General features: G+C 46.3%; 13 protein-coding genes. 3 read left to right on the top strand and 10 right to left on the bottom strand.

Annotation, left to right across the window (positions count from 1 at the left end; translation table 11 throughout):
- Position 1 precedes the first annotated feature (1 nt).
- From AKG33_RS04380 to tilS, 8 genes are all read right to left on the bottom strand, one after another.
- Positions 2-2,968 carry an SbcC/MukB-like Walker B domain-containing protein gene (locus AKG33_RS04380; RefSeq protein WP_012030709.1) on the bottom strand — a complete coding sequence of 989 codons (2,967 nt, stop codon included), beginning with the start codon at positions 2,966-2,968 and terminating at the stop codon, positions 2-4.
- Positions 2,958-4,148 carry an exonuclease SbcCD subunit D C-terminal domain-containing protein gene (locus AKG33_RS04385; RefSeq protein ID WP_012030708.1) on the bottom strand — a complete coding sequence of 397 codons (1,191 nt, stop codon included), beginning with the start codon at positions 4,146-4,148 and terminating at the stop codon, positions 2,958-2,960. The genes AKG33_RS04380 and AKG33_RS04385 overlap by 11 nt, the downstream gene beginning before the upstream one ends.
- Complete coding sequence (locus AKG33_RS04390) at positions 4,149-6,008, bottom strand: ABC transporter ATP-binding protein (protein WP_012030707.1); 1,860 nt, start codon at positions 6,006-6,008, stop codon at positions 4,149-4,151. It abuts the gene before it with no gap.
- 99 nt (positions 6,009-6,107) lie between these two features.
- Complete coding sequence (locus tag AKG33_RS04395; protein ID WP_012030706.1) at positions 6,108-6,590, bottom strand: FtsB family cell division protein; 483 nt, start codon at positions 6,588-6,590, stop codon at positions 6,108-6,110.
- 57 nt (positions 6,591-6,647) lie between these two features.
- On the bottom strand, positions 6,648-7,940 hold the full coding sequence (eno, locus tag AKG33_RS04400; RefSeq protein WP_012030705.1) for a phosphopyruvate hydratase: 1,293 nt from the start codon (positions 7,938-7,940) through the stop codon (positions 6,648-6,650).
- On the bottom strand, positions 7,937-8,770 hold the full coding sequence (kdsA, locus tag AKG33_RS04405; RefSeq protein WP_012030704.1) for a 3-deoxy-8-phosphooctulonate synthase: 834 nt from the start codon (positions 8,768-8,770) through the stop codon (positions 7,937-7,939). Before kdsA ends, eno begins: the two co-directional genes overlap by 4 nt.
- On the bottom strand, positions 8,767-10,401 hold the full coding sequence (locus AKG33_RS04410; RefSeq protein WP_012030703.1) for a CTP synthase: 1,635 nt from the start codon (positions 10,399-10,401) through the stop codon (positions 8,767-8,769). The genes kdsA and AKG33_RS04410 overlap by 4 nt, the downstream gene beginning before the upstream one ends.
- 46 nt (positions 10,402-10,447) lie before the next feature.
- On the bottom strand, positions 10,448-11,695 hold the full coding sequence (gene tilS, locus AKG33_RS04415) for a tRNA lysidine(34) synthetase TilS (RefSeq protein WP_012030702.1): 1,248 nt from the start codon (positions 11,693-11,695) through the stop codon (positions 10,448-10,450).
- A 199-nt stretch (positions 11,696-11,894) separates the two neighbouring features.
- On the opposite strand from tilS, the gene AKG33_RS04420 reads away from it, so the two are divergent.
- Positions 11,895-14,711: a coiled-coil domain-containing protein gene (locus AKG33_RS04420; RefSeq protein ID WP_050707995.1), complete on the top strand. Its 2,817-nt coding sequence runs from the start codon at positions 11,895-11,897 to the stop codon at positions 14,709-14,711.
- Positions 14,712-14,784: 73 nt separating this feature from the next.
- Here AKG33_RS04420 and AKG33_RS07270 read toward each other — a convergent pair whose 3' ends face one another.
- Entirely contained in the window at positions 14,785-14,988 is a 204-nt protein-coding gene (locus tag AKG33_RS07270; RefSeq protein ID WP_012030700.1) for a hypothetical protein, read from the bottom strand.
- Between the two features lie 72 nt (positions 14,989-15,060).
- Positions 15,061-17,250: a replication restart helicase PriA gene (gene priA, locus AKG33_RS04425; protein ID WP_049752480.1), complete on the bottom strand. Its 2,190-nt coding sequence runs from the start codon at positions 17,248-17,250 to the stop codon at positions 15,061-15,063.
- Here priA and AKG33_RS04430 point away from each other — a divergent pair.
- Both AKG33_RS04430 and AKG33_RS04435 read left to right on the top strand, forming a co-directional pair.
- On the top strand, positions 17,249-17,944 hold the full coding sequence (locus AKG33_RS04430; RefSeq protein WP_012030698.1) for an ATP-binding cassette domain-containing protein: 696 nt from the start codon (positions 17,249-17,251) through the stop codon (positions 17,942-17,944). The genes priA and AKG33_RS04430 overlap by 2 nt on opposite strands.
- Positions 17,941-18,747, top strand: a complete 807-nt coding sequence (locus AKG33_RS04435; protein WP_012030697.1) for a metal ABC transporter permease — start codon at positions 17,941-17,943, stop codon at positions 18,745-18,747. Before AKG33_RS04430 ends, AKG33_RS04435 begins: the two co-directional genes overlap by 4 nt.
- Positions 18,748-18,779 lie beyond the last annotated feature (32 nt).

An 18,779-nucleotide genomic window follows, 5' to 3' on the forward strand; every position in this document is an offset into this window, starting at 1 on the left:
ATTACTCCTCAACTTTTCCCACGCCGGCGCCGCGCAATTGGCTGATTCCATTTCCCGCCGCAATCACTTGAATATGCGTACTCACGCGTTCTTTTAATAACGGCAAATGAGAAATAATCCCGATCATTTTGCCGCTCATTTGAATGCTCGCCAAAGTATCGAGCGCTACGTCTAACGCCTGCGCGTCCAAAGTCGCAAATCCCTCATCTAAAAATAAACTATCCACGCGCGCCTCTCTTCCCGAAAGCGCCGCAAGTCCCAACGCCAACGCCAATGACACAATAAAACTCTCACCGCCGGATAAATTTCTACTGCTGCGCACCTCGCCGCCCTGCCATAAATCCACCACCACCAAACTAAGCGGCGGCTCCATTTCGGCTTGCAATTGATATCTGTCCGACATTTTCGCTAAAACCTTATTCGCTTCGAGCAACATCGCTTCAAAAGTGAGACTTTGCGCAAAATTGCGAAACTTTTTCCCATCTGATGAACCGATCAAATCATATAAACGCTGCCAGCGCTGCACCACGGCGTCCTGCCGTTGATAACGTTCTTTCAAAGCCGCATTTTCCGCCTGCTCGTTTTCCTGCTGACGGCGGCGCGCGCGCACCGCGCCCAAATCTTCCTGCGCTTTAGCTAAAGCTGACGTTATCGTTTGCAAATGCGTTTGACATACGGCAGCGTCTTTCATCGTATCCGGTAAACCTTGCTGTGCCTTGTTTACCCGATCGCACAGCGTTTCCAACTGCCATTGTTGTTGCTTTTTTTCTTCAGTTAACTGCGCCATTTGTTGCTCAACGCGTTCAAAATCCCGCGCGGCTGCCTGCAACGCCTCAAATGCCGCGCGATGTTCAAAACCATTTGCCGCTAAAAACTGCATAAATTCCTGCTCCGCCGCGGTTTGTTCTTGCTGCGCTTGCATCAATAACGCCGCATCGCGTTGATACGCCGCCCGCTGCGCCAACTCATCTTTAATTTGCGCCAATTCCGCCTGCTGCGCCGCCTGATAACCGCGTTCACATTCCGCGAGCAAACGTTTTTGCGCCGCCTGATAATCTTCAATCGTTTGACCGCCTAACAACTGCGCAAATTTTGCCTTTTTCTCAAAAAACGCCTGCGCCCGCGCCGCTGCCAAATTTTTTTCTGCCTCATCAATCAACGTTAACCGCTGCACAACTTGCGCCAAATCCGTTTTTACCGCCTCCATCTCTCGCCCAATATCTGCCGCACGGAAACTTAAATCGCGTTCAAAAATAACGAGTTCCTGCCGTAACGCCGAAATTTGCTGCTCAATTATGAGAGATTGCTCCTTAATTTGTGCACACCGCTCCATTAATTGTAATGCCAGTTGCGCCAATTGCTGACGCGCCTCATCTGCCGCTTCTGCTTCTTGCTGCGCCGCGCGCCACAATTGCTCCGCCGTCGTCATATCTGGCATTGACACGGCAAACGGGTGTTCCCGCGCACCACATAAAGGACACGGTTCACCGGTACGCAAAAGTTGCCGCTGTTCATTCAAACTTTTGATTTGCAACGATAAATCATAAATTTGCCGTTTATCTTCCGCGCGCGCTTTATTTTGTTGCCAATGCATTGTTTTTTGGGCTAAATCCGCCTGCACCGCCTGCAAACGCTGCGCCGTTTCTTGCCATTGCTGCCGAACGTCTTGCTGCGTTTTATTCAACGCCGTAATTTGCTGATATTTTTGCTGAAAATCCTGCAACACGTGCTGCCGTTGCAATAAACAATTTTGCCGCGACCAATATTCTTGTTTACTTTTTTGCGCCAGCGCCGCATTTAACGCCGCTTCTGCTACTTCAACGCGCAACACCATTTCCGGCAACGTTTTCGGAAAATCCCGTTCATAAATGCGTAGCGCCGCGATTTGCGCTTGCAATTGTCTTGCTTCATTTAACAACGGCTGCGCGGCTTCTTCTTTTTGCTGCGCGTTTTGCCAAACGGCTTCCGCTTGCGCGCGCGCGATTTGTGCGTTTTTCACCTGTTCCGCCGCCTTTTTTGCCAACGCAGCGCTGTTATTCACCAATTGCTGCTGCTCGGCACAACGCGTCTGCGTGCGCATAAAAGCGTCCCATAAAGCCGCGCCGGCGGAAACTTTTTGATACTGCGCAAAACGCGCCTGTTCTGGCAATAACGCATTCATTTTTTTATCAATTTCTGCTAAACGCGTTTGCGTGGCGTGCGCTTCTTGCTGCAAAGTATGCAATTGTTGATGAATGTGCACGGCATTACGCCAATCATCAGCGGCTTTTTGCTGCGCGCAAATGCTATCCATCAACTGCTGCTCTTCCGCTTGCCAACGAGCAATTTCTTCCGCACTGACCAACGAAATCCGGCTCATTTTGTCTGCTAATACGGAAAAATCATCATGTTCTCGCGCAAAACGTTTTTGTACGGCGATTGAAATCTCGCTATAAATTTCCGTGCCGGTAATTTGTTCTAAAATCGGCGCGCGTTCCTCGCCTTTTGCTTGCAAAAATGTGGCAAATTGCCCCTGCGCTAATAATACCGTGCGCGTAAAACGGGCAAAATCTAAATGCGTGATTTCGGCGACTTTCGCCGCGGTTCTGCTTAATTTTTCTTCGATAATGACGCCAGTTTCGGCATCACTGATGTAATGCTGCGGCTCCTGCAATTTGCCATCACGCCGCCCGTATGCGCGATTTTGCCGCCAAAAAACACGATAACGTTTCCCCGCAATAAAAAATACTACTTCTGCGCCGCATTCCGCGCGGCTGCGGTTCATAATTTGATTATCTTTTGTCGTGATTTTGCCCAATCGCGGCGTTTGCCCGTATAAAGCCAAACAAATTGCATCTAAAATCGTGGATTTTCCCGCGCCGGTGGCGCCGGTGATGGCAAAAATATCATCTGCCATTGCGGTAAAATCAATCTGCCACGCGCCTTTTAACGCGTTTAAATTATGAAAACGTACCGATTCAATGCGCATCGTGCACCTGCTGCAAAATGGTTAAAAAATCTGCCGTTAACTGCGCTTTTTCCACATCATTAAACGGCGTTTTCTCCAAACGTTGCGCAAAAACTTCCTGCGGTTCATACAATTGCCGCGTATCGCTTAACGCGGCTACAAAATCTTGCGTGGAAGGCTGTTGAATGCGCAAAATTTTTACCGACGTATTGGCAACTAAATCCTGCAACCGCGCATTTAAAGCACTATCAAAAACGCCCTCTTCAATGATAATTTCCAACCACACCGCCGCCTCATCATTTAAAAGCGCTTCAATTTCAGCGATAACAGTTTCTTGCCGTCCTCGTAATTGCCGCAATTTTTGCCACACCGGAACCGTAATGGCATCAATGATCGGCTGCCGCTCGTGAAAATGCAGCTGCACAATGTGTTTTTCTGAAACGCTTTCACCAAAGCCCATCATTAACGGCGCGCCGCTATAACGAATGCGCGGATTTTGCGCCACCATTTGCGGCAAATGTAAATGTCCCAGCGCAACATAATCAAAACATTGAGGAAAAATCGTTGCGCTCAAATGCCCCAATTTGCCCACGAATAAATCGCGCACGCCGTCGTGATCGGTCGTTTTACCGCCGGCAGCAAATAAATGTCCTAACGCAATTAACGGTTCCGAACCACGCCGCAATTTTTGCGCCTGTTCCGCAGCTTGTTGATAATACTGACGCACGCCGTCAGCAATTGCTGAGGCTTTATCTGCCAACGATTCGCCCACCTGCGTGCAACGAATATCGCGTTCACGCAAAAAAGGCACTGCGGCAACAATCGCGCGCCCGTTTTTCGTCTCCAAAGCAAATACTGCTTCGGCGGCATTTTGCGGCGCCTGCCCAACCACATAAATTTGCATATTAGCGAGCAACGCCTGCGGTGCATCTAAAAACGCGGCGCTATCGTGATTGCCGGCAATGATAACGATGGCATCGCATTGCTGCGCGGCTTGATAAAGGAAATGATAATACTGCCGCTGCGCAGAAACGGGCGGCGTTGCCGTATCAAAAATATCACCGGCGAGCAATAAAATATCCGGCTGCACGCGCGCCAACGTTTCTAAAAACCAATCGAGAAATGCCTGTTGTTCGGATTCGCGCGATTGACCGTGTAATTTCGCGCCTAAATGCCAATCGGCGCTGTGCAAAATCTTCATTTAATCGTCAAACTCTTCGATATCGCCCAAATAACCGCCCGTTTGCCGCGACCACAAGCGCGCATATAATCCTTTTTGCGCCAATAATTCTTGATGCGTGCCTTCTTCAACAATGCGTCCTTTATCCAAAACAATTAAACGATCCATTTGCGCGATGGTAGACAAACGATGCGCAATAGCGATGACGGTTTTTCCAGTCATCAGCGTTAATAAACTGCTTTGAATCGCGGCTTCAACTTCGCTGTCTAACGCGGAAGTGGCTTCATCTAAAATTAAAATCGGCGCATTTTTGAGCAAAACGCGCGCAATTGCGATGCGCTGCCGCTGTCCGCCGGAAAGTTTCACGCCGCGTTCGCCAACTTGAGCATCTAAACCACAATGACCTTGTGGATCAGAAAGTTGTGCGATAAATTCCAACGCTTCGGATTGTTCCAAAGCGCGCTGTAACGCCGCTTCATCGGCATCAGGTTTACCGTATAACACATTTTCGCGCACGGATCGGTGTAGTAAAGAAGTATCCTGCGTTACCATCGCGATGTGGCTGCGCAAACTTTCTTGCGTTACCGCCGCGATATTTTGCCCGTCAATTAAAATTTCGCCGCCGCTGACGTCGTAAAACCGCAGCAATAAATTAACTAAAGTGGATTTGCCGGCGCCGCTTCGTCCCACCAAACCAATTTTTTCGCCCGAACGAATCGTTAAATTTAAATGATCGATGACGACCGGCGCTTTTTGAGTGACTGCATTTTGATAAGAAAAACACACATCTTTAAACGTAATTTCGCCGCGGCTAACGACTAAATCGCGGGCGCCGCGTTGATCGGTTATTGCCGGTGGCACTGCCATCATCGTCATGCCGTCAACTACGGTGCCTAAATGTTCAAATAAACTGCTGATTTCCCACATAATCCAATGCGACATCACGTTTAACCGTAATGCCAACGCGCTGGCGATTGCCACCGCGCCGGCGGTTGCCGCGCCTTTAATCCACAAACTAATCCCCAGCGCGGTGACGGCAAAAATGAGCAGTAAATTGATGCTGTTCATGCTGACTTGCAAACGCGTTACCAAACGAAATTGCGTGTAAACCGTTTGCATAAAATCGTCCATTGCTGCGCGGGCATAATTTTCTTCGCGGCGCGTATGAGCAAATAATTTGATGGTGGAAATATGCGTATAAGCATCAACCACGCGCCCCGTCATCGTTGAGCGTGCGTGCGCTTGTGCTTGCGCGATGGCTTTTAAACGCGGAATAAAATAAATCTGCAATGCAATGTATAACGCAAACCAGCAAAAAATCGGAATGAGAAAATGGGTATTTAACCGCCCCAAAAGATAAAACATTGACGCAAAATAAACGATGACGTACACCACGACGTCCATCAATTTAATGATTAATTCGCGCGTGGAAAGCGCCGTTTGCATCACTTTGGTGGCAACGCGTCCGGCAAATTCATCTTGATAAAAACATAAACTTTGCCCCAGCAAATGCCGATGCATGCGCCAGCGAATCGACATTGGGAAATTGCCCATCAATGCTTGATAACGAAAAAGCGTATTCATCAAATGCAATAAAGGCAATATCAACAAAACAACTGCCGCCATCGCAAACAAAGTTAACGCTTCTTGATTTAAAAAATCCGCGCGCTGATGCCGCGATAACCAGTCAACAATCGTCCCCAAAAAAGAAAATAAACTGACTTCAAATACCGCTTGCGCCGCACTGATTACGCCCAATAAAAGAATATATTTTTTAAAACCCTGCGCATATTGCAAACAAAAACGCAGCAAGTTTTTAGCAGGCGCGGCGTTTAATTGCTCGGGATAAGCCTCGGTGAGGCGCTCAAAAAATCGTAACACAATCGTTGTCCTTTTATTAAAAACTTATTGTTGCGAGGATAAATCAATAAAAAATATAAAACAAAGAAACAAACCTTACCATGCGTTGAAGTAAGGTTTTTAATTGCCTTCCAACGATTCTAATTCCAATGGCAGCGCGTCAATTTTCGGCATTTCAATCGGCGCAGAAACGGGTTCCGGTTCCGACGGCGACGGTTGCGGCGTTTGCGGCGAAACAGCATAAATCGGCGCCAAACCTTCGCGGTCGTATTCTTGCAATGCGGCAAGATCGGGCAAGGCATTTAATTCTTCTTGCGGCAACACAAAAAACGTTTCATCTTGCCCAATCATGCCGTACTCCTCGCGCGCTTTTTCTTCATACGTATAAAAAGAATCCGGCGATTGCAACGTTTGCAAATCGAGATCTAACGTTTTATTGCGCGCCTTTAAGCGTTCGTTTTGCGTATTAAAATAAGAAACTTGCTCGGATAACTCGCGAATTTTGCTTTTTTTATCATCTTGCAACTGCCATAAATACACATTAAGCAACGCCAACAATGCGGCGATAATGATTAAAAAAAGATAAAAACTGCGTTGACGCATCACATACTCCACAAAAAACACAATCACCGCACGAGGCGGTGATTGATGAGGGTGAATTTACGCTTTAATTTTCCCCAAAAACGCGGCTTTTGCGGCATAACGCGCGCGCGTTCCCAATTCATCTTCAATCGTCAGCAAACGATTATATTTCGCCACCCGATCGGAGCGACATAAAGAACCAGTTTTAATTTGGGTCGCCGTAGTTGCCACGGCAATATCGGCAATCGTCGTGTCTTCCGTTTCGCCGGAACGATGCGAAATAATAGCGGCGTAATGAGCAGCATCGGCAAGCGCGATTGTTTGCAACGTTTCGCTTAATGAACCAATTTGGTTCGGTTTAATGAGAATCGCGTTGGCAACGCCTTTATCAATGCCTTCTTGCAAAATCGCGCTGTTTGTAACAAATAAATCATCACCGACTAATTGCACGCGTTCGCCCAATGATTGGGTTAGCAATTGCCAGCCGTCCCAATCGCTTTCATGCAAACCATCTTCAATGGAAACAATCGGATAACGCCGACACAAATCCGCCAAATAATCAACAAATTCTGCCGATGTATACGCTTTTTGCTCGGAAGCCAAATGATAACGTCCCTCGCGATAAAATTCGGAAGCCGCGGCGTCCATCGCCAAGAAAATCTGCTCGCCGGCGCGATAACCCGCGCGTTCAATCGCTTGCATGATGACGGCAAAAGCCGCTTCATTAGAAGGTAAATCCGGCGCAAAACCGCCTTCATCGCCAACTGCCGTATTAAGACCTTGTTCTTTTAATACTTTTTTCAGCGTATGAAAAATTTCCGAACCAGCGCGCAACGCTTCAGAAAAACGATCAAATCCCGCGGGTACAATCATAAATTCTTGAATATCAACGGAATTATCTGCGTGTTCACCGCCGTTAATAATATTCATCATCGGCACGGGTAAGGTATATTCTTCTTGCGGACAAAGCACTGCATACAACGGTTTTTTCAAACTCGCCCCTTTTGCCCGCGCCAACGCTAAAGAAACGCCCAAAATCGCATTTGCGCCCAAATGGGTTTTAAAATCCGTGCCATCTTGCGCCAACATGATGCGATCGAGTGCGGCTAAATCGTAAATCGGTTTACCGATTAACGCCGGCGCAAAATGGTTTTTCACGTTTGCCAGCGCTTTTTGCACGCCTTTTCCTAAATAACGTTGAGCGTCGCCGTCGCGCAATTCCAAAGCTTCGCGCGAACCAGTAGAAGCGCCAGAAGGAACGCCAGCTTGCGCAAAACTGCCGTCCGATAAGGTAACGCCAACTTGTAGCGTCGGATTGCCGCGTGAATCTAAAATTTCTAAAGCGTGAATGCGTGAAATGGTTATGGTCATGAAAGCTCCTTCATCAGTTCATTAGTTTTAACCAGCGTATCTAATGCGCGCAATTGTTGTAATAAATGGCGCATTTGGGCTAAAGGAATGGAATTGGCGCCATCGGATAACGCTTTTTCTGGCTCGGGGTGCGTTTCCATAAAAATACCAGCAACACCAACGGCAATTGCTGCGCGCGCCAAAACGGGCACAAATTCGCGTTGTCCGCCGCTGCTGGCACCATTGCCACCGGGGAGTTGTACGGAATGCGTGGCATCAAAAACCACCGGCGCAGAAAATGTTTTCATCACGGCAAGCGAACGCATATCGGCAACTAAATTGTTATAACCAAAAGAAGCGCCGCGTTCGCACAACATAATCTGTTCATTGCCAGTAGCTTTGGCTTTGGCAACAACATGTTTCATATCCCACGGCGCGAGAAATTGTCCCTTTTTGATATTCACGGGTTTTCCCTGCGCGCAAACGCGGGTTATAAAATCGGTTTGCCGACACAAAAACGCCGGTGTTTGCAAAACGTCAACCACTGATGCCACTTCATCAAGCGGCGTATATTCGTGAACGTCCGTAAGAATTGGCACGGCAAACGTTTCTTTCACTTTGGCTAAAATCCGCAAGCCTTCTGCCAATCCTAAACCGCGAAAACTCGCCCCCGATGAGCGATTGGCTTTATCAAAAGAAGATTTGTAAATAAAAGGAATTTTTAATTCATCGGTGATGGTTTTTAACACTTCCGCCGTATGCAATGCTAAATATTCCGATTCAATAACGCAGGGACCTGCGATTAAGAAAAAAGGACGATCGTTGTCAACGTCAAAATCAATTAATTTCATGATAAACGTTCCGTTTGATAATCCAATGCCGCGGCAATGAATGCGGAAAATAGCGGGTGACCGCCGAGCGGTGTGGACGTAAATTCAGGGTGCGATTGCAAACCGATAAACCAACGATGGCTTGGAATTTCAATGACTTCTACCAAATCATTATCCGCGGAACGTCCGGAAATGCGCATGCCGGCGGCTTCCAAGCGTTTTTCATAATTGGCGTTGACTTCATAACGATGACGATGGCGTTCATTCATGATTTCGCTGCCGTAAATCGTGGCAATTTTGCTGCCGGCTTTTAATTTTGCTGGCAATGCGCCCAAACGCAGCGTGCCGCCGAGATCCATTTTTTTATCGCGTTGTTCTACTTCGCCGCGTTCATTTACCCATTGCGCCACTAATGCGATAATCGGCTCATCGGTTTTTTCGTCCCATTCCGTGCTGCATGCATTTTTAATACCTAAAACGTTGCGTGCAAATTCCACCACAGCAATTTGTAATCCCAAACAAATGCCTAAATAAGGAATATTTTCCTCGCGCGCATATTGCACTGCCCGCAATTTGCCGTTCACACCGCGATTACCAAAACCGCCGGGCACAACGATGGCATCAACGCCCGCGAGCAATTCTGTTCCTTGAGAATATAAATCTTCAGAATCAACGTAGCGAATATTAACCTTGGTTTTATTTTTAATGCCGGCGTGATAAAGCGCTTCATTCAATGATTTATAAGCATCAGTTAAATTGACGTATTTACCGACCATTGCCACGGTTACTTCATGTTCGGGGTGATTGATGGCGTCAACAACTTTTTCCCAATCGCCTAAATTGGCTTCTTTAACGTGTAAACCAAAATGTTTCACCACCAAATCATCAACGCCTTGTTTTTGGTAAAGCATGGGAATTTCATAAATATTTTTCACGCTTAAACCGCTGATTACTGCTTTTGCCGGCACATTGGTAAACAAAGAAATTTTGGCTTTTTCATCTTCTGGAATTTCCCGATCGGCGCGGCAAATTAACATATCCGGTTGAATGCCGATGGATCGCAATTCTTTAACGCTGTGTTGCGTTGGTTTGGTTTTGAGTTCACCGGCAGCCGAAATAAAAGGCACTAAAGTGAGATGAATAAACATGGTATCGCGGCGCCCTAATTTCGTGCCCAACTGACGAATGGCTTCCATAAACGGCAACGATTCAATATCGCCCACCGTGCCGCCGATTTCCACCATAGCAATATCAGCGCCTTGTGCCGCGCGGAGAATATATTGTTGAATGGTATCCGTAATATGCGGAATAACTTGTACCGTTTTTCCTAAATAATCGCCTTTACGTTCGCGTTGGATCACTTCTAAATAAACGCGTCCGGCGGTGCAATTATGAAATTGCGTGGCGCGCATATTAACGAACCGTTCATAATGCCCCAAATCCAAATCCGTTTCCGCGCCGTCATGCGTTACAAACACTTCTCCATGTTGAAAAGGACTCATCGTGCCGGGGTCAACGTTAATATAAGGATCTAATTTGATCATGGTGATCCGTAAACCGCGCGCTTCCAAAATTGCGCCTAAAGAAGCAGCAGAAATCCCTTTTCCCAATGAAGAAACCACGCCGCCGGTGATAAAAATATATTGCGTCATCGTTGAAAATCCTGTCAAAAAAATAACCCGAAATTTTATCAGTTTGCTAGAAGCGTTGCCAATCAATTACTAACGTTTCCCAGCCCGAAGCCGCACCAATGCCGCCAACCCAAATTAACGCGTCATCAGCCCACAAAAGCGGTGTTCTACGGCGAAAAAAAGGCGGAACGCCGTATTGTTGAAACCACGCTTTAAGCGGTTTGTGATGCGCTTGATGATGCGGACGAAACCGCGCCGCCGGCGGATACAGTGTCCAACGGCAAATGTGCGACGATAACAACGCCGCGCCCGATTGAAGGGTTAATGTGCCGATGCCGTGCCAATGCGTTTGTTCGGCAAAAATGGGCGGCGGCGCCGGCGGTTCCGTCGCAACGTTATAAATTTCGGAACGATAACGAAATAAACAGCGATCGGCGTATTCAATTTGCGCGTGTTCGGCGTTATCGAGTTGATCGATAAATTCTTGTAAACGACGCCGCGGCGGCAGCGGCAGATGACGTTGTCGCAACCAATAACGAATGAGTAACGCGCGGCTGGAAGACGGCACCGCGGAAAGCGTTTCCATAGTGAACGGTTGTTCGGGCGCGGGTAAATAAGCGTATAAACAATGTTCTTGAAAATGACGCGCGGCAGATAATTGGGCGCTCGTTTGCGCGAGTTGGGCGCGGATCGCCGGAAAACGCGTTTCCAATAACGGCAATACTTGATGGCGCAGCCAATTCCTTTGATAACGTGTATCGGTGTTGCTGCTGTCATCAACGAAAGTCAGCTGCTGCGATTTTAAATAATCTTCAATTTCAGCGCGCGCATGCAACAGCCACGGACGCCAATGTTCTCCTGCGGCAAATGAACGCCGCAAAGGCATGGCTGATAATCCATCTAATCCGCTGCCGCGGCATAAATTAAGCAATAATGTTTCGGCTTGATCGTCTTGATGGTGCGCGGTGAGTAATACGCCGTTTACAGGCAATAATTGCGCAAATGCTTGATAACGCGCTTTGCGGGCGACGGCTTCCGCGTTTTTCGTGGCTTTTAAATGCAGGGAAACGCTGCGAAAGGAAAAACCGTAGGCGGCGGCGCGCGTTGCCACCAATTCGCCCCATTTGGCGGCATCTTGATGCCAGCCGTGATTGATGTAGACAATTTCAAGCGGTGCACTTAATTGCGTTTTTTGTTGATAAAGCGCGTGCAATAAGGCGATGCTGTCGCGTCCGCCGCTGCACGCAAGCAAATAAGCCGTGGGATTAGTTTGCGTTTGCCATTGAAAAAGTAGTTCTAATTGATTGATATTCATATTATTTTTCTGTTTTTCTACCGCGGAGAAAGTCTTTTTTAATAGGGTTCACCGCGGCGGTTTGTGAGGTTGTTTATTTTCCGCCGGCGCTTATCATTGACGGCGCGCTGGAAGTAGATTATCCCTTTTTCAAGATATAAAGTACTGTAATTTCTGTTTAAAGCGGATAAAATCAGACGATACACAGGAGAAGTTCACCATGGCATTAGACAAAATTATCCGCACAATCAGTCCGGGGTTCCGACGAGAACAAGAGGAACTCGAAGATTATCTCTTGCGTTTGGAGCAGGAAAGTCTCAATAACGGTCAGACGATCCGCAATTTGCAAGAAAAAATCCAAGAATTGGAAAAAAAGCATAGCGAAGAATTGGGCGTGGTCAATTTACAACTCGCTGATCAAACGCGCGATTTTGAGCAAAAAAGCGCGCAAATGCAGAAAAAAGAACAAGAATTAGCGCAGGAAAAAAAGGTTTTAGAAGAACAAATCGCAGCTAATAAACGCGCATTTCATAATCAGCAGTTGGAATTGGAGAAAAAATTCCAAGCGTTGCAGGAGCAATACGAGCAAGAGTTTCAACAAAAACAAGCCGAATGTAGTCAAAAAACGGAAGACGCCGAAGCGCTAAAAACTGCGCTGAAACAAGAAAAAACGCAGTGGGCAGAAAGTCAACAGCAACGCGTTGCTCAAGCTGAAGAAGCGTTTCAAAAAAAAGAAGGGGAATTTGCTAATCGCGTTTTAGCGCAACAACAAAAGCTCACCGAATTAACTGCGCAATGCCAAGCGGCGGAAGCAAAATTGGCTCAATTACAAACGCAATATCAACAAGCAGAAAGCGAAGAAAAAGCAAAAAAAGCGGCACGAGTGGAAGAATATGCCGAACTGGAAAAAAATCATCAACAACAATTAATCGCCGAGCAGCAAAAGCAAGAAAGCGCATTGCATGATATTCAAAAAGAGTTAGCCGCCGCGCAAGCGCAATTAGATGAAAAGCAAAACGCCGTTATTCAAGAGCAAAAATCGCTTGAGGATTTACAGAAAAAATCTCAAGAAATTATCGCAACAATTGACGAAAAACGTCATAATTATCAAGAAGAAAAAGAAAAATTACGCCTCGAAATGGAAGATAAAGCTCATAAAATTCAAGTCGATTTGGAGCAAGAATATCAATTTATTATGAGCGAGCGCGAGCGCAGCGAAAAACAATTGGCAGAAACGCGCAAAAAACAAGAAACGATCGTGGTCGGCGCGCAAGCAGAAGTGAAAATTTGGCAGGAAAAACTCGATAAAATCACGAAAAGATTCGTTGTTAAACAAGATGAATTGAGTCAAATCCAACGTCAAATTGAGCAAACACAACGCGATACGGAAAATAAATGCCAACAACTCATTTCCGAACAAGAACGCGTTTGTGCCGAACTCGAACAACGCGCCGAAGAAACGCGGCAAAAACTCGCCTCCGAAGAGCAACAGCACGCGCAAAATTATCAGCAGCAAATGGCAGAAATCACCGCCGCGCGCAGTGCATTAGAAAATGAGCAAGCAGAAATTCAGGAACAATTAGTTACCAGCCGACAAGAACAAATCGATTGCGAACAATCCATTAAAAAAGCACAAGAAAAATTGGAGCAATTGCATAAAGATGCGGTTGAAGTGAAAAGAAAAACGCAAGAAGCCGTGGAAAAAGAAGAAACGGCAAAACAAGAATATGACCGTTGCAATGCGGCGCTGGAAGAGGCGAAAAACGAACTTGCCGCGCAGCAGCAATCGTTAACCGCAAAACAACAAGAAATCACCGCCGCGCAGGCAGAATTGGAACGCGTGCAGCAAGAAATTGCGCAGTTCAATCAAGATCTTGCCACAAAACAAGCGGAACAAGAACAACTCGCAAAATGCACGGCAGAATATGAAAAAGAACAAAAAATGCTGGAAGAAACGAAAAATGAACTTGCCGCGCAGCAGCAATCGTTAACCGCAAAACAACAAGAAATCACCGCCGCGCAGGCAGAATTGGAACGCGTGCAGCAAGAAATTGCGCAATTTAATCAAGAGCTCGCCACAAAACAAGCGGAACAAGAAAATCTCGCAAAATGCGCAGCAGAATATGAAAAAGAACAAAAAATGCTGGAAGAAACGAAAAATGAACTTGCCGCACAGCAGCAATCGTTAACCGCAAAACAAGCGGAAGCAAGCCGTGCGCAATTAGTCAAAATACAGCCAACTGTAACATCGGCGGAAGATTGTCTCGTCAGCCAACAATTGCAGCAAATGCAAGCCGATATGGTTAAAACTTTGGCGCTTACAAAAACTTTGCTTGCGCAATTAACGGAGCGCGCTCAGGGAACCCGCGCGGATTTGATGCATTTACCCGATGATGAAGCGGGTTCAGATGGATTATTTTTCCAAATCGATGAACCGCATCATTTGGAAGATGAAAAAGAAATGTTGACCAAATCCACGGATTTGATGCATTTGCCCGATGATGAAGCGGATTCAAATGGATTGTTCTTCCAAACCGATGAACCGCATCATTCGGAAAATGAAAAAGAAACGTTGACCGAATCCGCAGATTTGATGAATTTACCTGATGATACCGCACAAAAACCCAATAAACCTCAAAAGATTCATTCTTTTCAGGAAGTTATATTGCATCGTTGGTTGAGCGATTTAAATATTTCTAATGACGGGCGCCCACTTTATGCTTATTTCATTACTCCGCAGCAATCCTTTTCTTTATTTAAATTATTGCAGCAATATCAATCGATTGCTTCATCACCCATTTTTGCGGCGTGTTATTGTTTGGCAGTTAATATGATTTACCGACAAAATTATGCTGGCGGCAATTGGGATTGGCGCGTTGTTGATGAAAATTTAGGCATTTCGTTTACGCCTGAAGAAAGAAATAAATTATTTTTATCAGGATTCTCTTATTGGCAACGTCCTTTGTGTTGGAAAAAAGACGGCAGCGTTGATGAAATGCGCATGATGCAGCAAGAAAGTGGTTTACCGCTAAAATAATGTTTTATTTGAATATAAAAAAGCTCCGAATTATCGGAGCTTTAACATTTTTTCCAGCACTTAATAATGGATTTTATTTTGCGTATCGGCTGGGATAGTTTTGCCGCAAAAATAAATCGTAATTCGCTTTACTGGCTGGATTTAATAACGTTTCTTTGATTGCTTTTATTTCTTCTGGATTAGTTGCTTTGGAGGCATAACGTTCAAAAGCAGCTTGTAATTCTTGTGGTTTTGCGTCCATTCCAACGCCAAGAAGTACATAATAGTCTGTCATCATGATATATCACCTTTTTTCAACGACTTTAAGAAAAAAATCATTATAAAATAATCTTAGGTGATGTCTACGGTTTTAATCGAACCATAAAGGATCGACATCTATTCCCACTTTAACGCCCGACGCACGACTTTCTTCCCATAACAGCGCGCGAACTTGCGCCAATTCTCGCTGCAAAACTTTCTTATTCGGTGCCTGCACCACCATTTGCGCCCGATATTTGCCATCTTTACGCGCAATTAACGCGGGAATCGGTCCCAACCATTGCCACGTTTGCCCTATTTCCGCTTTTTGCGCCACATCGCGCATTGAAGTTAATACCGCCAACGTGCGCGATAATTCATGATGTTGCGCCCAAAATAACGTTTGAGCACTAAACGGCGGCAATTGCGCTTGCTGACGTATCGTTAATAATTGTTGCGCAGTGGCAAAATACGGCTGCGACAGCGCGGAAAAAATCGGGTGCTGCGCGTGTTGCGTTTGAATCCAAATAGTTCCCGCTTGTTCTCGCCCTGCCCGTCCGCCAACTTGCACCAGCAACTGCGCCAATCGTTCTTCGGCGCGAAAATCGCTACTATAAAACGCGCTATCAGCATCAACCACCGCCACCAATTGCAAACGCGGAAAATGGTGCCCTTTTGCTAACCATTGCGTTCCAATCATCACATCGATCGCGCCGCTGTGAATTTGTTTAAGCGCTTGTTGAAATTGTTTAGCGGTACTAAAAACATCACGATCAATGCGCAAAACGCGCGCTTGTGGAAATTGTTCGCGCACCGTCTGCTCCAAACGCTGCGTGCCCAATCCGCAAACGTATAATTGCGTTGACGCACATTTAGGGCAGCGCACCGGCAATAATTGGCTGCGTCCACAATGATGACAAATCAATTGCCGGCTAAACGTGTGCACCGTCATCATCGTATCGCAAGCCGTGCAACTGCTTTCCCACGAACATTCGCGGCAGCGCATCACCGGCGCATAACCACGACGATTTAAAAATAACAAAATTTGTTGCTTTCGCTGAAGATGTTGGCGTATCGCGCTGATTAATGGCTGCGATAATCCGCCGATTTGTTTACTGGGTTCGATTTCATCGATAACGATCGACGGCTTGTGCTGCGTCAACGCGCGTTCGGGAAGATGCAACAATTGCCACGTGCCGGTTAAGGTTTGTTGATAATGTTCGAGCGTAGGCGTTGCCGAACCTAATAATATGGGAATATTGTGTTGTTTGGCGCGCACTACTGCCATATCAGCGGCGTGATAACGAAATTGGTCGGATTGTTTATAGGATTGATCATGGGCTTCATCAACGATAATCGCGCCGAGCCGACAAAACGGCAAAAATAACGCCGAACGCGTCCCCACAACCATTTTAATATCGCCAGCTTTTACCGCCTGCCAAACAGATAACCGCGCCGCCTCGCTCATTTCCGAATGATAAACCGCGCACGCCGAAAAACGCGCCCGAAAACGCGCAAAAATACTCATCGCCAAACCAATTTCGGGCAATAAAACGCATATTTGTTTACCAGCTGCCAACAACAATTCCGCCCAACGCCAATAAATTTCCGTTTTTCCGGAACCGGTGACGCCGTCAAGCACGGTTACGGAAAAGGTCGTTTTCGTTATTAATGTTTGTAATACGGCGTTTTGAGCGGCGTTTAACGTGGGCGCTTTTTCTGTTGCCGCCGGCGGTGCGATAAAAGTTTCCGTCATTTCGAGCCAACCGCGATTGACTAAATCGTTTAACCACGCCGCCGAAACCGAAAACGTTTGCCGCAATTGTGCGCCGGATAACGGTTGAATGGTTAATGCATGCAACACGGCTTGTTGTTTTTTGCCCGATGCGTTCGCCGCGCGCCCTTTTTCCGTTAAACGATAAATTGCCGGCAGCGTTCTTTTATTGGACGCACCATTTAATAAAGCATTCGGCAATGCCGCCGCAAAAACCGTGCCTTCCGGAACTTGATAATAACGGGCGGTGTATTGTAAAAACCGCAAAAGCGTTGCATCAAATACGGGTTCATTATCAAGCACTTTGCGGATTTTTTTGATATGAAAATGGGTTTTGGGCTGGGCGACAGTGGCAACAGTAATACCGATTGCGTCTCGCGCGCCGAAAGGAACGCGTACGCGCATGCCTGAAGCAATAGGCGTTGCCGCCGCATAAATAAAGCGCTGATACAATGGACGCAACACGACCACCGCGATAAAATGCGCCGCCTCGTTATCGTGTATCACTTCATTTTGATTATTTTGCATGGCACAACCGTTAATCACCGTTTCCAATCTGGATTACTGCATTCGTGGGCGCTCCATTTTACACAACATCACGCTTGAAATTACCGCGGGCACGTTGCTGACAATTGTCGGACCAAACGGCGCGGGTAAATCCACTTTGCTTAAATTAATTTTGGGACAACTGGCGCCGAGTTCCGGCAATATCAAGCGCAAAAAAGCGCTGAAAATGGCGTATTTACCGCAAAAATTTCAACCGCCAGCTGATTTGCCGATTTCGATGCGGCGATTTTTGCGCGATATTCCCAACGCCGATAAAGCAGATATTTTGCAAACTTTATCCATTCAACATTTGCTCGATACGCCGCTGCAAATGCTTTCCGGCGGCGAAACGCAACGGCTTTTGTTGGCACGCGCATTTTTGTTGCAACCCGATCTCATCGTTTTAGACGAACCCGCGGCAGGCATTGATCCAACGGCGATCGATCATTATTACGCGGTCATTCGCGCGATGCAGTTGCGGTATCAATGCGCAATTGTGATGGTGTCGCATGATTTGCATTTGGTGATGGCGGCAAGCGATCGCGTGATTTGTATTAATCGCCATATTTGTTGCCAAGGTCACCCGCAAGAAATTATGCATCACCCTGAATTTGTGCATCTTTCTGAACATACCATCGGCTTTTATTCTCATCATCATCAACATACGCATTTATGAATTTTCTGATCCATTTTATTGTTGTTCCGTGGTTGTGCGCGTTATTAACTGCCACGACCGCCGCACCTTTAGGCGCTTTAATCAGTTGGCGCCGTTTGGTTTATTTTGGCGAAACGTTGGCGCACGCTTCTTTATTGGGCATCGCATTAGCTTTGCTGATGGGATTTCCCATTTATTTGGGAATTTGGTTGATGAGCGTGTTAATGGTCGTGTTACTTTTTATTTTAAAACAACAGAGTAACGCTGATTCCAATAATATTTTGGGTACGCTCGCACATATTTTTTTAGCGCTGGGCATGATTACGTTAACGTCTATGCCTCATATTCGCACCGATTTAGTAGGCTATCTATTCGGCGATATTTTATCGACCACCATCAGCGATCTGAAAATAATTGGTTTTGCAAGTTTTTTTCTGGCGGTAGTTTTGAAAAAAATCTGGCAACCGCTGATTTTATTAACGGTTAACGAATCCATTGCCAAAGCTGAATCGCGTTATATGGTGTATTACGATTTTATTTTCTTATTAATCATTGGGTTATATTTGGGATTAATGGTGCATTATTTGGGATTGATGTTAATCATTGCTTTTTTAATTATTCCCGTACACATCGCCGCGCCGATGAGTCAAACGCCGGAAGAATGCGTTTTAATTGCGCTTTTCATTGCCGCGATTGCCACGACCGTTGGCTTTGGCATTGCTTATTACGGTAATTTGCCGGTCGCGCCGACGATTGTGGTTTCTTTGGGCGGCGTTTATTTCGTGCAATCGGTTAGGAACGTGTTATTTAAAAAGAAATTTTGACTTCACCAGCAAGCTCCGCTAATATCAGCGCG

The sequence above is a fragment of the Dichelobacter nodosus genome, from assembly GCF_001263335.1.
GTDB classification, from domain to species: domain Bacteria; phylum Pseudomonadota; class Gammaproteobacteria; order Cardiobacteriales; family Cardiobacteriaceae; genus Dichelobacter; species Dichelobacter nodosus.

Bases quoted from the DNA above. Each gene is read 5' to 3' on its own strand.
- AKG33_RS04430 (WP_012030698.1), top strand. From the start codon at position 17,249: ATGGCACAACCGTTAATCACCGTTTCCAATCTGGATTACTGCATTCGT.
- eno (WP_012030705.1), bottom strand. From the start codon at position 7,940: ATGACCATAACCATTTCACGCATTCACGCTTTAGAAATTTTAGATTCA.
- AKG33_RS07270 (WP_012030700.1), bottom strand. From the start codon at position 14,988: ATGATGACAGACTATTATGTACTTCTTGGCGTTGGAATGGACGCAAAA.
- AKG33_RS04435 (WP_012030697.1), top strand. From the start codon at position 17,941: ATGAATTTTCTGATCCATTTTATTGTTGTTCCGTGGTTGTGCGCGTTA.
- AKG33_RS04420 (WP_050707995.1), top strand. From the start codon at position 11,895: ATGGCATTAGACAAAATTATCCGCACAATCAGTCCGGGGTTCCGACGA.
- tilS (WP_012030702.1), bottom strand. From the start codon at position 11,695: ATGAATATCAATCAATTAGAACTACTTTTTCAATGGCAAACGCAAACT.
- AKG33_RS04385 (WP_012030708.1), bottom strand. From the start codon at position 4,148: ATGAAGATTTTGCACAGCGCCGATTGGCATTTAGGCGCGAAATTACAC.
- AKG33_RS04380 (WP_012030709.1), bottom strand. From the start codon at position 2,968: ATGCGCATTGAATCGGTACGTTTTCATAATTTAAACGCGTTAAAAGGC.
- AKG33_RS04395 (WP_012030706.1), bottom strand. From the start codon at position 6,590: ATGCGTCAACGCAGTTTTTATCTTTTTTTAATCATTATCGCCGCATTG.
- priA (WP_049752480.1), bottom strand. From the start codon at position 17,250: ATGCAAAATAATCAAAATGAAGTGATACACGATAACGAGGCGGCGCAT.
- AKG33_RS04410 (WP_012030703.1), bottom strand. From the start codon at position 10,401: ATGACGCAATATATTTTTATCACCGGCGGCGTGGTTTCTTCATTGGGA.
- kdsA (WP_012030704.1), bottom strand. From the start codon at position 8,770: ATGAAATTAATTGATTTTGACGTTGACAACGATCGTCCTTTTTTCTTA.